Below are 18077 nucleotides of genomic sequence, written 5' to 3' on the forward strand. Positions count from 1 at the left end.
GGTGTTGTGAAGATTGAGAAAGAGCTTATTAGGTGTTAGAAAAACAATAAATGTAGCGAAATGCGCTTCACTGTTTCATTCAGAACAACACCGGGACCTCGCGATGGATAAAATTCACGCAATGCAGTTGTTCATTCGCGTCGCGGAACTGGAGAGTTTTTCCCGCGCCGCCGAAACATCAGGCCTTCCTAAAGGTAGCGTATCCCGCCAGATACAGGCGCTGGAAAACCATCTCGGTACGCAGTTGCTGCACCGCACCACCCGGCGGGTTCAGCTTACTCAGGACGGAATGGTGTATTACGAACGTGCGAAAGATCTGCTGACGAACCTGGACGAGCTGGACGGTTTGTTCCAGCACGACCCGGCCAGCATCAGCGGCAAGCTGCGGGTCGATATGCCGGTTGGGGTCGCCAAGAACCTGGTGATACCGCGCCTGCCCGCGTTTTTACAGCAATATCCGGGTATTGAGCTGGAACTCAGCAGCAGCGATCGCCTGGTGGATTTGATACGGGAAGGGTTCGACTGCGTAGTGCGGGTCGGGACGCTAAAAGATTCCGGGTTGATCGCCCGCCCGTTGGGAAAGCTGTCGGTCATTAACTGCGCCAGCCCGCAGTATCTGGCGCGTTTTGGCTACCCAGAAGGTCTGGACGATCTGGCCTCGCATGCGGTGGTTCATTATTCCGTCAATCTGGGCACGCGCCCGCAAGGCTTCGAAGTGGCAACGGCAAACGGCACGCAGTGGATTAAAACCGGCGGCATTCTGACGGTCAACAGCACCGAGACCTACCATGCCGCCTGCCTGGCGGGGCTGGGAATCATTCAGGTGCCGCGCATCGGCGTTCGTGAGGCATTGCGCGCCGGGACGCTCATCGAGATCCTGCCGCAGTATCGCGCTGACCCAATGCCGGTGTCCCTGCTCTACCCGCATCGCCGCAACCTCTCCCGCCGGGTACACCTGTTTATGGAGTGGCTGACCGGCGTAATGAAAGACTACGTGGACTGACACGCTATACTGTTCTGAGAGTTAACAAAAGAAGGACTATCGACCTGATGACGCAGGAAAAAGACGTAAAACGCCCTATTCAGGAACTCGACCATGCGCCGGTGCCCAAAGTGGAGACGCACGATCGTGACGAACCAGAAACAAACAACAAGACCACCCAGGCGCTCAAAACGGTCTCCACGACGGCAGCGAGAATCCAGCGTCAGCCGGTGATTGCCCACCTGATCCGCGCCGCAGAGCGTTTTAACGATCGGCTGGGCAACCAGTTTGGCGCCGCTATCACCTATTTCTCGTTTCTGTCGATGATCCCTGTCCTGATGGTGTCGTTTGCCGCCGCCGGTTTTATTCTCGCGTCACATCCCACGCTGTTAGAGGACATCTTCAATAAAATCCTGATGAACGTCAGCGATCCTACGCTGGCGTCCACGCTGAAAAGCACCATCAACACCGCCGTTCAGCAGCGAACCACCGTCGGCCTGGTGGGGCTGGGCATTGCGCTCTATTCCGGGATCAACTGGATGGGCAACCTGCGTGAAGCGATTCGCGCTCAGTCGCGGGACGTATGGGAGCGCACCCCGCAGGATCAGGAAAAAATCTGGATAAAATACCTGCGCGATTTTGTCTCGCTGATTGGGCTGTTGGTTGCGCTGATTATCACGCTGTCCATTACCTCGATTGCCGGTTCTGCGCAGCAGATGATTATCTCCGCGCTGTATCTCGACAGCATTGAGTGGCTAAAACCCGCCTGGCGGTTGATTGGGCTGGCCATTTCGATTTTCGCCAACTACCTGCTGTTCTTCTGGATTTTCTGGCGGCTACCGCGCCACCGACCGCGCAAGAAGGCATTGATTCGCGGTACGTTTATCGCCGCGATCGGTTTTGAGGTGATCAAAATCATCATGACCTACACGCTGCCTTCTCTGGTGAAATCCCCGTCCGGCGCCGCATTCGGTTCCGTGCTTGGCCTGATGGCGTTCTTCTACTTCTTTGCCCGCCTGACGCTGTTTTGCGCGGCCTGGATAGCCACCGCCGAATACAAAGACGACCCGCGTATGCCAGGGAAAACCCACCGCTAGTTCATCATTTGATGCCGGATGGCGCGATGCTTATCCGGCCTACCGCCCGGCAGGTCGCTACGCCTTATACGGCACGCATTGCAGCATATAAATCCAGACCGTAACTTTTATTTAACCTAAAACCAGTTTTATCATCTAAGTTTAAAATTGTGTGAAGCATTTCATAGACGTGAAATCGCAGGTCTAAACATTATCCCCTTTTTGACCATTATTTGAGCAAAATCCCGCTTTGTTACAGATTGAAATGTCGCTTTTGCTGTGCGTAATATGGCCGTTCGTTCGCCAAAAAATAAGAAAATACTATGCAAGCAACCGCCACCACACTCGACAACGAACAGGAACACGTTCCGGTAAACTCGCGCAATAAAGTCGTCGTTGCCTCCCTCATCGGCACCGCCATTGAGTTCTTCGACTTCTACATTTACGCGACTGCCGCGGTAATCGTGTTCCCCCATATTTTCTTCCCGCAGGGCGATCCGGCAGCGGCAACGCTTCAGTCCCTCGCCACCTTCGCCATCGCCTTTGTCGCGCGCCCAATTGGCTCTGCGCTATTCGGCCACTTCGGCGACCGCGTCGGGCGTAAAGTGACGCTGGTGGCGTCATTGCTGACGATGGGGATCTCCACCGTCGTGATCGGCCTGCTGCCGGGCTATGCCACCATTGGCATTTTCGCCCCGCTGCTGCTGGCGCTGGCGCGCTTTGGCCAGGGTCTGGGTCTCGGCGGAGAATGGGGCGGCGCGGCGCTGCTGGCGACCGAAAACGCCCCGCCGCGCAAGCGCGCGCTGTACGGCTCTTTCCCGCAGCTTGGCGCGCCTATCGGCTTCTTCTTCGCCAACGGCACGTTCCTGCTCCTCTCCTGGCTGCTGACCGATGAGCAGTTCATGACCTGGGGCTGGCGTTTACCGTTCATTTTCTCTGCGGTGCTGGTCATTATCGGCCTGTACGTCCGCGTCTCGCTGCATGAAACACCGGTATTCGCTAAGGTCGCTGCGGCGAAAAAGCAGGTAAAAATCCCGCTGGGCACCCTGCTGACCCGGCACGTACGCGTAACGGTACTCGGGACATTCATCATGCTGGCGACCTATACGCTGTTCTACATCATGACGGTCTATTCCATGACGTACAGTACCGCAGCCGCTCCTGCGGGGCTCGGTTTACCGCGTAACGAGGTGTTGTGGATGTTGATGCTGGCGGTGATCGGCTTTGGCGTGATGGTGCCGGTTGCGGGCCTGCTGGCAGACGCTTTTGGTCGCCGTAAGAGCATGGTCATTATCACGACAATGATCATTCTGTTCGCGCTGTTTGCCTTTAAACCGTTGCTCGGTTCCGGTAATCCGGCATTGATATTCGTTTTCCTGCTGCTGGGGCTGAGTCTGATGGGGCTGACCTTCGGCCCGATGGGCGCGCTGTTGCCGGAGCTGTTCCCGACAGAAGTTCGCTACACCGGCGCATCCTTCTCGTATAACGTGTCGTCAATTCTTGGCGCGTCCGTAGCGCCATATATTGCCGCATGGTTGCAGGGGAACTACGGTCTGGCGGCGGTCGGCACCTATCTGGCGTCAATGGCCGCCCTGACGCTGATTGCGCTGCTGTTGACCCACGAGACGCGCCACCAGTCGTTGTGATTTGACCGCCATCACCCGTAGGCCGGATAAGGTGTTTACACCGCCATCCGGCACTATCATCATTTCTTCATCTGCGACAAAATCGTCCGACACTGATTCGCATCGCCTTCTGACGGGGAAATCAACGCCAGAAGCGCGGCGGCAGGCGTGACTAACGTCGCCAGCGCCGCAGCGACCGCGCCTCGCGCGATCAGCGGCCCGGCTTTCACCCCCGCCTGCGGGTTTTTAAACGACCCGCGCACATACAGCGGCGAACGCAGCGTAATAATGCGAATCCCTTTGCTCTCTGGATCGATGGTTAAATCCAGTTGCTCAGAGGCGAAACTCGCGGTTCCGGTGACGTTAACCAACGCATTTTCCGTATCAAAAGCAAAGATTTGCGGGCGCGCAACGCCATTAACGATGTCAAGATTAGCCGCCGCGCAGTTGACCCGTACCTCATCGTCGCCAAATATCTGCCCGACAATAAAGTTGCCCACGTTCAGGCCGACAATCTCCATCAGGTTGCGGCTGATCACGCCATCGTTCATCAGCAGCTTCAGGTTGCCATTACTGTTACCTAACAGCGCCGCCACTGAATTGCCGCTTCCCCGGATATCCGCGTCACCGTTCATTTCGCCCAATGTTTTCTGCATCAGTTCGACATCCGGCATCAGCGCTTTCAGTTTAAGACGACGCGCCTGGATATTCGCCCTTCCCTGCATCGGCTTTTTATCCCCTTCCAGATGAATGCTGGAGACAATGTTGCCGCCTGCCAGGCCAAACTTCAGCGGCTGCAAACGTAAATCGGCATTTTTCAGGATGATATGGGTAGAGAGATCGCTGACCGGCAGGCTGCTGCCGTGCTCAATGCGCCTACCCTTAAAGCGCACGTCGGCATCCATCACGTCCCATTTATCGGTTTCAAAGCGGTCATAAGGCAGCACTTTGTCGGCAGGCTGAATGCTCTTTTCGCCCTTGCTTTGCTCGGCGCGTTTCGACTGTTGCGCCCCCTTCCCGGAATCCACACCGATCAGCGGCCCCAGGTCAGCCAGGCGAAGCTGGCGCGACTCCACATCCCCTTCCAGTTTGGGGCGCGGCTTGCCGGTGGTGTAAGCAAGAGAGCCGTGAATATCGCTGTCGCCGATGCGGCCATTAAAATTGCGGTAGTCAAAAACCGAGGATGTCTCCGTATCGATTTTCGCCACCAGGCGACCGTCCGTTTCAAACGGCGGCGTGTCCGGCAGCAGTACGCCGGTCAGATCGTACAATTCGCCCAGCGAGTCGCCGGAAAACTTAAGCTGGAGATCGACGCCGCCCATGTTCAGCGGATCGTTGACCACCCCGGCAAAGGCCACGCGAGTATTGCCCGAGCGGAAGTCAGCCTGCACCGGGAAAGGCGCGCCTTCGCTGCGTAACGCCAGCATACCGCCAATTTTGCCCGTGCCGGTCAGCGGTTCCCCGTTATAACGCCCCTGCGCCTTAAGGCCGAAAACATAATCCCCCACGTTGTTGTCGTTGTTGCTTTTGGCTCCCGTGACTTCGCTAAAAGGCAGTGGTTTACCCAGCGGATCAACCAGGATCTCGATATCGGCTTTGCTGACCTTATCATCAATGGCGATACGCCCCTGATCGAACAAAATCGTATCCAGACGGAACGACCAGGCGGACGGCTGCGCATTGGGATCGTTTTTCTCGTCAGCCGCAAGAGTGAAGGTCCAGTTATTGTTTTTCTCCGAGAGGCGGATAAGGCGGGCGTCAGGCTTCACCAGTTTGATCCACGGCAGCCAGACGGTTTTGGTCAGCAACGCCAGCGGCGCCAGCGTGGCTTCAACGCGCGGGAGATGCACCATCGTGACTTCGGGGATATCCGGCGGATTGCCGAGGATAATGTCTTCGGCATGAACGTGCGGCCAGGGCACCCAGCTTCGCCAGCCGGTTTCCTGTTTTTGACGTTCCCACACCACGCCCAGATCGCCGCGAATGGCGAATGGCCGGTTGAGTTCTGTAGAGACTTTCTGGTTGATGGTCGGTTTGAGGCGATTCCAGTCAAATGTCGCAATCAGGACGATGAGTACGACGATCAACAACAACAAAATCCCTGATATGGCAGCGGTTATTTTGCCTGCTTTCGTCATGTTTTACTTCCTCACTTCTTTCCTTGCCAGTCCTAAAGATAGTCCAGCAGACGGAAAAGGGAGGCAGGCTGCGTCCTGGAATACCGCGTGAAAGACGCGCCATTCCGGGAAACAGCGGGTATTACAGCATCAGGATCACCTGTTCAAGGTTCTCCAGCGGAACAGGACGCGACAGAAAATACCCCTGCGCCGCGAAAGCGGGCGAACGTTGTACATCGCGCCACTCTTCCAGCGTTTCCACGCCTTCGACGATAACGCCGCGGCAATAGCGGTTCATCAGTTGCAGCAGCAGCGTAAAGAGGTTTCGCCCTTCCGGCGTCTGGCGCAGCATCACAAACAGATCCCGCGCCACTTTGATGTAGTCGTAACGCACTTCGCTCAGGGCAGAGAAATTCGCCATGCCGGTGCCGAAATCATCCAGCCAGAGCGGGCCGAATTCACACATTGAGGCGAACGAAGAGTCTTTCGGTAAACGAATATGTTCCACCAGTTCGAATCGCAGCCAGGGCAGGCGCTCAATCGTTTTCAATACCTCTGGCTGCTGACGCATCGCGATCAGCGTCGGGCCATCGACATTGACCGAGGCCAGCAGGTCATGACGCATGAAAAAATCGGCTTTCTGCTCCAGAAACTGGAGCTGTTCTTTCACCACATCCACGCGGTGTCTTACCGCCAGTTCGGCAAAATAGCGATCCGGGGCAACGCGCCGGGAAGGGTTATCCGGGTGTACCACAACCGTCAGCAGTTCCACGGCCATCAATCGCCCGTTGGTCTGGTAGATTGGCTGATAAGTGTAAGCACGTTCGCACTGCAACCAAAAGCGCCGCTCCTGCAAGCTTTCAATGCTTGCCTCAGGAATGCTTAGCTGCTGGATAACCTGCTTTATCATCTCAGATGTCCTGTTAATGAGAGTGTGACTGCCCGGACTCGTCAAAGGTTATCGGCGCTCTGGCAAAGAACTTTATGTTCAGCGCCCCGCAAAATAGAAACAGCATGACAAAAATCAACACAGAATACGCGTTGGCTCAAAAAAATAATGGAACGATGTTTTAATATAGTTGACCACTGAATACACCACAGCGCACACTAACGCTAATTTTTTTCAGAGCAGGTTCACGACTATGTCCAAAAAGATTGCCGTGATTGGCGAATGCATGATTGAGCTGTCACAGAAAGGCGCAGACGTTCAGCGCGGTTTCGGTGGCGACACGTTGAATACATCCGTTTACATCGCCCGTCAGGTCGATTCTGCGGCCTTGTCCGTACACTACGTGACGGCGCTGGGCACTGACAGCTTCAGCCAGCAAATGCTGGATTCATGGCAAGGCGAAAATGTCGATACCTCCCTCACGCAGCGCATGGAAAACCGTCTACCGGGCCTCTATTACATCGAGACGGACAGCACTGGCGAACGCACTTTCTATTACTGGCGCAACGAGGCGGCAGCGAAATTCTGGCTGGAGAGCGAGCAGTCTGCGGCAATCTGCGAAGAGTTGGCGACCTTCGACTACCTCTACCTGAGCGGGATCAGCCTTGCCATTTTAAGCCCGTCCAGCCGCGATAAATTACTGTCGCTGCTGCGCGAATGCCGCGCCAACGGCGGGAAAGTCATTTTTGACAACAACTATCGCCCGCGCCTGTGGGCAAGCAAAGAAGAGACGCAGCAGGTATATCAGCAGATGCTGGAATGCACGGATATCGCGTTCCTGACGCTGGATGATGAAGACGCGTTGTGGGGTGAAAAGCCGGTTGCCGAGGTCATTGCCCGCACGCACGACGCAGGCGTCCAGGAAGTGGTGGTGAAACGCGGCGCAGATTCCTGCCTGGTTTCCATCAAAGGCGAAGAGGTGATTGACGTTCCGGCGGTGAAATTGCCAAAAGAGAAAGTGATCGACACCACCGCAGCGGGCGACTCCTTTAGCGCCGGGTATCTGGCAATACGTTTAACCGGCGGCGACGCTGCCGGGGCCGCACAGCGCGGGCACCTGACCGCCAGCACGGTCATTCAGCATCGCGGGGCGATTATCCCACGCGATGCAATGCCGCAATAACCGCACTGTAGGCCGGATAAGCGTAGCGCCATCGGGCATGACATTCTCGCCGGATGGCGGCCGTGACCGCCTTATCCGGCCTACTGCTACTGCGCAGCCGGGATATCCGTGACTTCCGGGTGGACATCATCGGTTTCTGCGCTTGTTGCTGCTGCTGTCACTGGCGCCATGATTTGATCCCACGTTGCCTGTAGGTCCTTCATATTCAGCTCCGGTTCGCCCTTCGGCTGAAGCAGAATCAACGCCATATCTTGCGATAGCTGCTGACGCAGGTTTTGATTCAACATCTCAACGGTCAGGTTATTCAGGAAGTTCTGCCGTAAACGCTGGTACTGTTCCGGGGCAATATCGACCACCTGATTTTGCAACGAGCGCATCCGTTGGCTGATCAAGATATCGGTATCGGTACGCGCATAAGTGGCGAACAGCTTCTGCAACTCCAGATTCTTCTGCGCCACCAGCGCGTTAAACTCCTCTTCCGGCAAGCCGTTATCACGGACTTTCGCCAGTTCACGCGCCACCAGCCCCAGGTTCAGATTCAGCTTATCGCCGGGGGATTCAACGTTGATCGCGCACTGCGCACGCAGGAACAGCACCCGGCAGTCAAAGCCGAGACCAATCTCTTTGGCGTTGTTCTTGCTGAGCGCCTGCTGAACATGCCAGAACAGGGCTTCACGGGCTAAATCCGCCTGCCAGTAGCGCAGCAGCGCGGCGGACTCGCGAATGGGCTGCCACGGCGTATCCCACATGATGGAGAGACGATCCTGGCGCACGGCGTCAGTCATAATGCTGACCGCTTCGGCGCGCAGAGGGGAAAGCGTCGGCACCGGCGCAGGCGTTTCACGCTTGCCTTGCAACTCGCCGAAGGTTTTGTTGATCTGCTCAGAAACCGAACGCGCGTCCACGTTACCGACGATAATCAGCGTCATCGCGTCCGGGGTGTACCATTTCTGGTAAAACGCGTTAAGTTTCTCCACATCCACAGGCTGTTTCAGCGGCTCGGCCGGATCGTGGCCTAACAGCGCAGACCCTTTCAGACGATAGCGCCACCAGCCCTCTTTGGTGTCCATAGGCCAGGTGGCAACCATATCTTCACTATTGACTGCATGCGCAACTGTCTCTGGCGTGATGGACAGTTTGCCGGAGGTATGCGCCAGATAAGAGAGCGCCTCTTTTAGCAGATCGTTACGGGTGTTGGGCAGGCTGAGGTTATATAACGTGGAATCATAAGAAACGATAACGGGCGGCACAGGGCGTTTGGGGTCAAAGCCCTGCTGCCAGAGTGAACGTGCTTGCGCGGCGTCAAGGCCGCCGCTTTGCGTCAGCGCGATACGGGGAATGGCATGGCTGAAACCGCTCTGTTGCGTACTTTCGGTGAGCGAACCGGTATTGACCAGCAGACGAACCTCAATACGATCGCTTGGGCGCTGCGGGGTAGCTAATACTTGCCACTGTAATCCATTTGCCAGCGTCCCCTGTTGCCATGCCGGGTCAGGCTGGAGCGCATCTGCCTGCACATAGCCGACAGTAGCCATCATCAGCAGACTGCCCGCTAAGAGTCGAATTTTTGTGCCCTGCATGTAAACCCCTGATCAACAATCCTGGTAATAAAAAGACAGCCTGGAAGGCTTATCTGAATATGACGTTAAAAACACTTCGTGTTAGACCGCGCGAACATAAAAATGTCACGCCAGAAGTGAAAAAATCCCGAAGCCACATGTTGAGTGATTCGGGTGCAGGGGTCAATTATGCGCAAACACCCGCAGTCCTGGAAGGGACTGCGGGCATAAGAGGTGAGATTAAGAGGATAATTCGTGCGTTTTGCCATCAGGCGCACGATTATTCAGCACATCATCCAGCTTTTTGTGGTCCAGTTCTTTCACCCACTTCGCCACAACGACCGTTGCCACGCCGTTACCGACCAGGTTGGTCAGCGCGCGGGCTTCAGACATAAAGCGGTCGATACCGAGGATCAGCGCCAGACCCGCAACCGGTAAGTGGCCCACCGCAGAGATCGTCGCAGCCAGCACGATAAATCCGCTCCCCGTTACCCCGGCCGCCCCTTTCGAGGAGAGCAGCAGCACCACCAGCAGAGTTACCTGATGGAAGATATCCATATGACTGTTGGTCGCCTGGGCGATAAACACCGCCGCCATCGTCAGATAGATCGAGGTTCCGTCCAGGTTAAACGAGTAGCCTGTGGGAATAACCAGCCCCACCACCGACTTACGGCAGCCCAGCTTTTCCATCTTATCCAGCATACGCGGCAGCACGGATTCGGAGGAGGACGTCCCCAGCACAATCAGCAGTTCTTCACGGATGTAGCGGATAAATTTAAAAATGCTGAAGCCAGCTGCGCGGGCAATCGAGCCAAGCACCACCACCACGAACAGAATACAGGTGATGTAGAAGCAGACAATCAGCTGCCCCAACTGCACCAGCGTACCCACGCCGTATTTACCGATAGTAAAGGCCATCGCACCGAAAGCACCGATAGGCGCCAGGCGCATGATCATGTTGATGATGCCGAAAATGACCTGCGAGAAGCTTTCAATCACGTTGAAAATCAGCTGGCCTTTGCTGCCCAGACGATGCAGCGCAAAGCCGAACATCACCGCAAACAGCAGAACCTGTAGGATATTACCGCTGGCGAACGCGCCGATGACGCTGCCCGGGATGATATCCATCAGGAAGCCCACGATTCCCTGGTCTTTTGCTTGTTCGGCGTAGATCGCCACCGCTTTAGCATCCAGCGTCGCCGGATCGACGTTCATCCCGGAGCCAGGCTGAACGACGTTGACGATAATGAGACCAATGATCAGCGCAATCGTACTGACAATCTCAAAGTAAAGCAGCGCAACCGCACCGGTGCGGCCCACCGCTTTCATGCTTTCCATACCTGCAATGCCGGTAACGACAGTACAGAAGATAACCGGTGCGATGACCATCTTAATCAGCTTAACGAACGCGTCGCCAAGCGGTTTCATTTGTGCGCCTAATTCAGGGTAGTAATGGCCAAGGAGGATACCAATGGCAATTGCTGTCAGGACCTGAAAGTAAAGGCTTTTGAACAGAGAGGTTTTCATAGGGTGTCCTTGAAGTAAAAACCACAGGTCTTGTAAGGTTATGGTTAACCTGCGGCCTTAAAATAACACCCACACAACATGACAGAAATGCACCTGGATCATAATTGAAACAAAAATGTTAAAAACTTTGAGCTGGCTCGCACAAGTCTGACCTTTTTTAAGTTTTGTAATCAGGCTGCGCGTTCTTCAGGTAACGTTCTTCAAACACATCCGGCGGAACCGCGCGGGCAAACAAGAAACCTTGCGCCACGTCCACCCCTGCCTGCGCCAGCCAGTCGCGCTGCGCTTCGGTCTCCACGCCTTCCGCGATCATTTTCAGGTTAAGGCTGCGCGCCATCAGGATAATCGCCGTGACCATGCTGTCATCCTCCGGCAATCCCTCAACAAACATTTTGTCGATTTTTAGTATATCGACCGGCAGCGATTTCATGTGCTGAAGCTGACGCAACCCTGCGTATCCCATACCAAAGTCATCCAGCGCGATGCGTACGCCCGCGCTACGCAGCGGGCGCAGGATGGCGACGGCGGCATGCGGGTCGTCGATGCGTCGGCTTTCCGTTACTTCCAGAATCAATGTATCCGGCTGAATACGATAGCGGCTTAGCAGCTCCAGCAGATCCGACACCATATTCGGGTGCATGAGCTGCAATGCGGAAAGATTCACCGAGAGCGGCATCATCACGCCACGCTCCTGCCAGGCGGAAAGCTGGCGACAGGACTCTTCCAGCACCCAGTACCCGACCGTCACCATCAGACCGCAGGATTCGATACGGTCAATTAACCCTTCCGGGAGTTCCCAACTGCCATCCGGCTGCTGCACGCGTAATAATGCTTCTGCGCTCAGGACCTTACCGCTGGACATCTCCACCTGCGGTTGCAGCCAGATGGCGAACTGGTGGTTATCCAGCGCGTTGAGAATATCGCTCTCTTCCGTCAATCTCTGCTGCGCGGCTTCCATCTGCGCCGGGTCAAAGAACTGAATCTGATTTTTACCTTTGCGGCGGGCGGTAAAGGCGGCGGAGACGGCGCGACCATAAAGCGCCTCGGCCGTCAGGTCGCCGTAAAACATCGCCACCCCGATGCTGCAACTGGGGCGTAGCTGGATGCTTTCGATCGGCAGCCGTTCATTAATGACAGTGAGTACTTGCTGACCTAACGTAATCGCGTGCCACGGTTCTTTTACGCCGTGCGCGATGATGGCAAAATCAAAGCCGCTTACCTGCGTCAGCACCATTCGCGGCGCCAGTACCGATTTCAGTTTTTCCACCAGCGTAAGCAACAGGATTTCCCGCTGCGTCTCTTTGAGCACCCCTGCGGTATCGCGCAGCGTTTCACAGGTGACAATCATTAACGCCGTCGTCTGCTGACGCGTCACAACCTGTTCCAGAAGCCCCATCAGAAAAGCCTTGTTGGGAAGCTCGGAAACCGGAAAGCGCATCGCATGATCGTTTTGCTCAATGCTGTGACGCTGGGCAATCTGCTGATTCAGGTTGTAGCTACGCACCAGCATACCGATCTCATCGTCATGATGCAGACGCGGCAGCGCCAGCTGATGGCCCGTCAGCTCCTGCGGCGGGATATCGTTAAGCTCCCGGGCGATTTTGCGTAGAGGATGCACAATCAGGCGGTTCATACACCAGGTTATCGCCACCGTCAGCATCAGCGATAAAAGTAAGTAAATGGTCACTAACGTCGAGAGCGTGCTCATCACGAACTTATACATGCGGAACGAGTCCGCCTGGAGCACCAGATACGCCAGCGGCTGTGGGTTGGCTGGCCGCTCAAGGGAATAGACCGGCAGCGAGATCTGCACCGGCAGTTCAAACAGACGCGTCACCGTCACCGGGACGGAGCGCTCAGGAATAAAACTCATTCGTAGCGCCTGGAATTGGTTCGGCAGCACCACGTCGGCGCGGCTGACCACGCCCGCAGGCTGAATGCGCGCCAGGATGGTTTCCGCTTCAGGGATATCCGCTTTCAGGATTGCGGCGGACAGCGGTTCGCGGACAGAACGGGCGATACTTTCCAGTTGCGTAGCCGTGTTATAGCGGTTCTGCTGTACTAAATGAAACAGCAAAACGGTGCAAAAAATAAATACAAACACCAGGACAACGGCCGCAACCATTGCCATCTGCTTAATTGTTAACGAGCGGCTGACGCGCAAATTGACTCTCCATGACTATCCCCAGGCTGCCGCCAGAGTATACCCGATCGCGCAGACATAAAGAGAGGCCGTATCTGAAAAGGACTTTTCCGAATCATCAGTGCCGGATGGCGGCGTAACCGCCTTATCCGGCCTACGAAAGCGCGCATTGCCGGATGACGGCGTAACCACCTTATCCGGCCTACGAAAGAGCGCATTGCCGGATGACGGCGTGGCCGCAAGCGCGCGTTGTAGGCCTGATAAGACGCGAATGCGTCGCCATCAGGCGTTCGGCGCTTACCAGTCCGCGTACGGCACCAGCGGCTGCGGCGGTAAATCCATATCGCCCTGCCATCCCGCAGCGGAATAACGCACATACAGCAGTAAATGGCTCGGCGTATAATCCTTCGCTTCCTGAATATCAATTGCCGTTCCGAGGAACCAGTTAGACGTCACCCGTCGCTCGATCAGCGCCCGCGCCGTATAACCAAAGCCCTGACTGCTGCCGCCGCCATTCGTCTGCGTGGCCGCCTCTTCGCGGTAATCCGTCGGGATCAAATTCATCAGCGGATAACGCGGCATGGTTTTGGTGCGTGAATGCGACCAGGATACCGAACCGCCCAGCTCCCACGACCAGTTTTCCGTACGCTGCCGCCACATCACCGGCACGGCGAACGACACATACTCCTGCGGACTGTAATAACCGCCATGCCCCAGCGAATACCCGCTCAGGTCTTTGTCGTAGTGCCAGATCATATTGTTCAGGCCGACGGTGACGCGACGGTTATTCTCATTGATGATTTTATAGTAATAGCCCGTCATCCAGCGCACGCGCCAGTTATCCGCGACGTTCTTACCGGTCAGTTGATCGCCGCTCAGCGAAGCCCAGACGCCGTTGGCTTCACCTTTGTCATAGCTCAGGCTCACACCGCCGCCGTCCGCACGCACGCCGCCCCATTTTGTGCCCGTGTTGCTCGGCGCGTCTTTCTGCCCGCCGAAGGCCAGCAGAGAGCTGGAGATTGGCCGACGGTGCGCGTTCAGCGTATAGCCCAGCGGCCCGATATCATTGCTGTAGCTCACGCCGCCAACCACATCGACAACGTTAAAGCCCATCGGCGTAGTCCCGATATCCCAGCTCCAGGTCTTGTTTTTCCAGCCGACCGCCACGCTCGTGCCGGTATCAGACTGGCTGCGGTTGCCGCTACAGTCATGCAGCGTACAGGTGCCCCAGTTCTTGTCCCAGGTGCCGTCCGCATGGGTCGAGAAACTGCCGACATCCACGTTCACCAGGTCAGCACGGAAGAACATCCGGCCATCTGACAACGGCGCGTCAACCTGGAACATGGTGGTATGCGCTTTCAGATCGGAGTAGCCGCCGGTGCCGCTCGATCCCCAGTAATCATGCTCCAGCGTGACGTTCAGATCCTGCTGTCGATATAAATCCGCCGCATCGCTGCGCACGCCGCGTTTTAACCAGTCATCTTTCGCGTCATTACGGGTCAGGCGAGTAAAGGTGTCATTATCCTGCGGGCGGGTCGGCGTAATGCCGGAAGCCACCATCGCGTCTTTGTACGTCTCAAGCGCCTGCTGCGGTTCGCCGTTTTGCGCCTGAAAGCCCGCCGCGTCGCGCAGCACCATCGCAGTTTCCATAGAAGGCGGCTGTGACTTCGCCTGCGGCACAATCGTGTTGAAGGTCTGCTGCGCCGCGACGGTATCGCCCAGTTGCGCCTGAGCCCGCGCTATACGGCGCTGCATATTGATGGACAGCGGCTCCCCGGTCGCCGGGGCGGGAAGTTTCGCCAGTTCCGCCCACGCCGCCGCGTTATCGCCCTGCGCAATATAGACTTCCGTCAGGCCAAGTCGGGCATCGACATTACCCGGCTCCCGCGCCAGAACCGCATCATAGGCGGCGCGCGCCGAAGAATAATCGCGCCGCTGCTGCGCCCAGTCGGCAAGGGTTAAATCAATGCGCGTAGAGGCGGGCTGTTGGCGAAGCAGCGTTTCCGCTTCCCGCTCTTTGCCGCTATCACGCAGGCGGCTGGCGGTTTCCAGCACCTGATTATTTTGCAGCCTGTCCGCCAGTTCCTGAATGTTACTGTTCCACTGGCTACGCGGCAGATTATTGATATGCGCCATCGCCGCGCGATCCTGATCGTTGCCCGCGAGGTACAGCCCATAGGCATACACCTGATCCGGGTCGTTCGGTTTCTGACGCGCCAGCGCGCGCATTTGCGCATCGGCCTGGCTGCGCTGCCCGGCGTTCCACAGATCGCGGGACAAACGATACGTTACCCAGACGCTGCCGGGGTCCAGCGCCAGCCTGCGACGATGCAGTTCCGCCGCCTGCGCCCAGTTCCCCTGGTTTTCCAGCGCTTCGGCCTGCTGCGCCAGCCGGTCGTTTTCAAGGCTACGTTCAATATCATCAATACTTTGCCGCTGACGACTGGAGAGCGACGCGATAAACGCCGAGGCTTTCTCCGGGGACTGCTGACGATAGATATTCGCCAGGCCGCGCACGGCGTTGCTGTTGCTGCTGTCCATTCGCAGCGTCTGCTGATAGTAGCGCTCGGCGGCGGGATAATCTTTACGCGCCATCGCCACGTCGCCCAGCCCCAACACGGCATAGCTGTCGGTATTGTCGATGCTCCTGGCCTGCCGGTAGAGGCGTTCCGCCTGGTCCGGGTTATTCGCTTTCAGCGCGGCGTCGCCCTGCTGAATCGCCAGCCAGTAGCGGTTTACCTTCAGCAGGCTTTCCCATTTGCCGCGACTGCTGCTGTTCGGGTCCATCGCAAGCGCTTTCTGGAACTGCGCCACCGCGCGGGCACGATCGCCGCGCTGCGAATAGGCCTGCCCCAGCGCGCCGACGGCTTCGCTGTCGCGGTGATCCGCGCTTACCGCCTGCTGCAATTCCGTTACGGCTTTGCCGCCCTGTCCGGCTTCCACCGCCGCCAGGCCTTGCGCTCTGGCTCTGAACGCCGGGTCGGAAAGCTGTTGCTGCTGTTCACTCAACTTGCTGCGCGCGGCATTGACGCTGTCGCCTTCGCTAAACACCGTCAGGTATTTTTGCAGCGCTTTTACGCTGGCGTCGCTGGCAGGCAGATCTTTAATCTGCTGATACCAGAGAGCAGAAGCCGTCGTGCGCCCGTCGCTGGATTTCGCCATCTGCTCTAATACGGCAAATCCCTCATCGCGTCGCCCGCCGTCAAACAGCAACTGCGCCAGCGTGTTTTGCAGAGCGGTATTGCCCGGCGTACTGGCGTTAATTCTTTTAAGCTGATTAATCGCCTCGTTACGTCTCGCGGGAGATTTTGCCACCGTCGTCCAGTATTCCACCGCCAGATCGCCTTGCGGCGGATGACCTTTAAACAGCGCGTCGTAAGCGGCAAGCGCTTCTTCGGTATGACCGGTGGTCGCCTGTAAACGCGCCTCCTGCAAGGACTGGCGTCCTTCCGGCGTGGAAAGCATCATCGTTGTGCGGGAGGACTGATACGCGCTGGAACTCGGCGCTAACTGGGAAAGCCTGTCGAGCTGTTTCTGCGCCCCGTCATTGTCGCCCTGGCGCAGCAGGTAGCGAAACCGGGCGGCGACCACTTCCGGGTTGTTCGGGTCGATCAGTTCCAGGCGATAAAGCGACTGGCGCACCAAATCCTCACGGTGCGAGGCTTCGCCTAACCGAACCTGTTGCAGCAACTGCTGTTGCGCGGAAGGCGCCGCCTCAGCGAACGGCATCCAGGCGATGCCGAGCGTCAGGCCGAGCACGGCCCGATGGCGACGCTTTAGCGTCTTATCCGGCCTACAATCAGCGGCATCCCGTAGGCCGGATAAGGCGTTACCGCCACCCGGCAAAATGAGATGGATGAGACTTAATTTGAACTTGCGCATTCCTGGCCCCAGTCAGGTAGTAATTCACCTTTAGCGGTGAAGCGAAAACGATGCTGATCCCATCCTTGTCCGAAAAGCGTTAGCACATAGCTATAGTAGGCATCGCTACCGGGAAAATTGTCCGCCACGCGCTGTCGCTGCACCGCCTGAGCATCACGGTTTTGCAGGAAAGGCAATAAAGAAGCCGAAAAGCCCACCGGCCCGTCGCCCTGGGCTTTACCACTGGCGACATCCACCTTCTCTGGCGGAACGCCGTTTTTTGTCGTCAGCGTCGCCATCGGTTTCAGACGCGTCAGCAGCCGCGCTTTTTGCGGATCGCCGTCGTGCATCATCCCCGCCCATAAATAAACGCGGATGGCATCGTAACTGCTGACCAGCGTTTTTTCCGGTTTCAGCTGCCAGCCTTTGTCTTTTTCATAGCGCACCCAGTCCGGCGAGAACCCTTTCGGGGCGGTTTCCATCAGCAAACGCATATTGGTTTCACGCAGCGTGGTCCAGGGCGCGCCAAAGCGGGTAAAATATTGCGCCAGCTGCGGGGGTAAATAGCTCGGATTAAAGCGCCAGCGCGTCTTTTCCGCAAAACCCACGTTCCCCGGCAGCAGCATTGAACCCAGCCCCGGCACCGTTACCACCTCTTCACGCGCAATGCGTTTTAGCAGCGCGGCGCCAGTGTCGGTATAGCGCGACGTTTTCCATAGGCGCCCGGCTTCCAGCAGCGACCAGGCCATCCAGATATCGCCGTCGGAAGCGGAGTTTGCATCCAGCACCGCCCAGGTCGAGGGGTCTTTCTGCCCCCACAACCAGGCAGGCAGATGCGCCTGTAAGGAACCCTGCGCCAGGTTGTTTTGCGTCCAGTCGAGGATCAGGTCAAATGCTGGCCGATCGTTGGCGGCGAGGGCAAAGAACAGCGCATAGCTTTGCCCTTCCGACGTCGTGATTTTGCGCGCGTCGCTGGGGTCAATCACCCGTCCTTCCTGACTGATATAGTCCTTTTTGAACTGTATCCATGCCGGCCACGTACAGGCCGCCTGTACGCTGACGGTCGCCAGCATCAGGGCAGTTAACATCCATCCACGCAGCGCGTTCATCATCGA

At 57.0% G+C, this 18077-nt stretch carries 11 protein-coding genes; 4 read left to right on the forward strand and 7 right to left on the reverse strand.

Translation table 11 applies throughout. The features are described from left to right. Positions 1 to 103 precede the first annotated feature (103 nt). The 3 genes from OGX93_RS21095 (at position 104) to OGX93_RS21105 (ending at position 3704) form a co-directional block, all read left to right on the forward strand. Complete coding sequence (locus OGX93_RS21095; protein ID WP_047460427.1) at positions 104 to 1003, forward strand: LysR family transcriptional regulator; 900 nt, start codon at positions 104 to 106, stop codon at positions 1001 to 1003. Between the two features lie 47 nt (positions 1004 to 1050). Next, complete coding sequence (gene yhjD / locus OGX93_RS21100; RefSeq protein ID WP_286448912.1) at positions 1051 to 2079, forward strand: inner membrane protein YhjD; 1029 nt, start codon at positions 1051 to 1053, stop codon at positions 2077 to 2079. Positions 2080 to 2381: 302 nt separating this feature from the next. Continuing rightward, positions 2382 to 3704, forward strand: a complete 1323-nt coding sequence (locus tag OGX93_RS21105) for an MFS transporter (protein ID WP_049011539.1) — start codon at positions 2382 to 2384, stop codon at positions 3702 to 3704. 59 nt (positions 3705 to 3763) lie between these two features. On the opposite strand, the gene OGX93_RS21110 is transcribed toward OGX93_RS21105, so the two are convergent. After that, on the reverse strand, positions 3764 to 5821 hold the full coding sequence (locus OGX93_RS21110; RefSeq protein WP_286448911.1) for an AsmA family protein: 2058 nt from the start codon (positions 5819 to 5821) through the stop codon (positions 3764 to 3766). A gap of 121 nt (positions 5822 to 5942) precedes the next feature. Continuing rightward, positions 5943 to 6710, reverse strand: coding sequence for a cyclic-guanylate-specific phosphodiesterase (pdeH, locus tag OGX93_RS21115; protein WP_012135651.1), 768 nt, complete (start codon positions 6708 to 6710; stop codon positions 5943 to 5945). 232 nt (positions 6711 to 6942) lie between these two features. On the opposite strand from pdeH, the gene kdgK reads away from it, so the two are divergent. Further along, positions 6943 to 7872, forward strand: a complete 930-nt coding sequence (gene kdgK / locus OGX93_RS21120) for a 2-dehydro-3-deoxygluconokinase (RefSeq protein ID WP_012135652.1) — start codon at positions 6943 to 6945, stop codon at positions 7870 to 7872. Between the two features lie 86 nt (positions 7873 to 7958). Here the strand turns inward: kdgK and OGX93_RS21125 are convergent, their stop codons facing one another. The 5 genes from OGX93_RS21125 to bcsZ all read right to left on the reverse strand — a co-directional run bounded on the left by OGX93_RS21125 (position 7959) and on the right by bcsZ (position 18074). Beyond that, complete coding sequence (locus OGX93_RS21125; protein ID WP_047460417.1) at positions 7959 to 9452, reverse strand: M16 family metallopeptidase; 1494 nt, start codon at positions 9450 to 9452, stop codon at positions 7959 to 7961. Between the two features lie 219 nt (positions 9453 to 9671). Then, entirely contained in the window at positions 9672 to 10958 is a 1287-nt protein-coding gene (gene dctA / locus OGX93_RS21130) for a C4-dicarboxylate transporter DctC (RefSeq protein WP_012135654.1), read from the reverse strand. A 157-nt stretch (positions 10959 to 11115) separates the two neighbouring features. Further along, a complete protein-coding gene (hmsP, locus tag OGX93_RS21135) occupies positions 11116 to 13122 on the reverse strand; it encodes a biofilm formation regulator HmsP (RefSeq protein WP_024131042.1) in 2007 nt (668 codons plus the stop codon). 276 nt (positions 13123 to 13398) lie between these two features. Then, positions 13399 to 16983 carry a cellulose synthase complex outer membrane protein BcsC gene (gene bcsC, locus OGX93_RS21140; RefSeq protein ID WP_286448910.1) on the reverse strand — a complete coding sequence of 1195 codons (3585 nt, stop codon included), beginning with the start codon at positions 16981 to 16983 and terminating at the stop codon, positions 13399 to 13401. Next, positions 16965 to 18074, reverse strand: coding sequence for a cellulose synthase complex periplasmic endoglucanase BcsZ (gene bcsZ / locus OGX93_RS21145; RefSeq protein WP_080975444.1), 1110 nt, complete (start codon positions 18072 to 18074; stop codon positions 16965 to 16967). Before bcsZ ends, bcsC begins: the two co-directional genes overlap by 19 nt. Positions 18075 to 18077: the final 3 nt, after the last annotated feature.

The organism is Citrobacter sp. CK195 (genome assembly GCF_030333365.1).
Taxonomy (GTDB): Bacteria; Pseudomonadota; Gammaproteobacteria; order Enterobacterales; family Enterobacteriaceae; genus Citrobacter_B; species Citrobacter_B koseri.

Coding starts and splice junctions, on each gene's coding strand:
- yhjD (WP_286448912.1), top strand. CDS start 1,051: ATGACGCAGGAAAAAGACGTAAAACGCCCTATTCAGGAACTCGACCAT.
- dctA (WP_012135654.1), bottom strand. CDS start 10,958: ATGAAAACCTCTCTGTTCAAAAGCCTTTACTTTCAGGTCCTGACAGCA.
- pdeH (WP_012135651.1), bottom strand. CDS start 6,710: ATGATAAAGCAGGTTATCCAGCAGCTAAGCATTCCTGAGGCAAGCATT.
- bcsC (WP_286448910.1), bottom strand. CDS start 16,983: ATGCGCAAGTTCAAATTAAGTCTCATCCATCTCATTTTGCCGGGTGGC.
- OGX93_RS21095 (WP_047460427.1), top strand. CDS start 104: ATGGATAAAATTCACGCAATGCAGTTGTTCATTCGCGTCGCGGAACTG.
- OGX93_RS21105 (WP_049011539.1), top strand. CDS start 2,382: ATGCAAGCAACCGCCACCACACTCGACAACGAACAGGAACACGTTCCG.
- OGX93_RS21110 (WP_286448911.1), bottom strand. CDS start 5,821: ATGACGAAAGCAGGCAAAATAACCGCTGCCATATCAGGGATTTTGTTG.
- OGX93_RS21125 (WP_047460417.1), bottom strand. CDS start 9,452: ATGCAGGGCACAAAAATTCGACTCTTAGCGGGCAGTCTGCTGATGATG.
- kdgK (WP_012135652.1), top strand. CDS start 6,943: ATGTCCAAAAAGATTGCCGTGATTGGCGAATGCATGATTGAGCTGTCA.
- bcsZ (WP_080975444.1), bottom strand. CDS start 18,074: ATGATGAACGCGCTGCGTGGATGGATGTTAACTGCCCTGATGCTGGCG.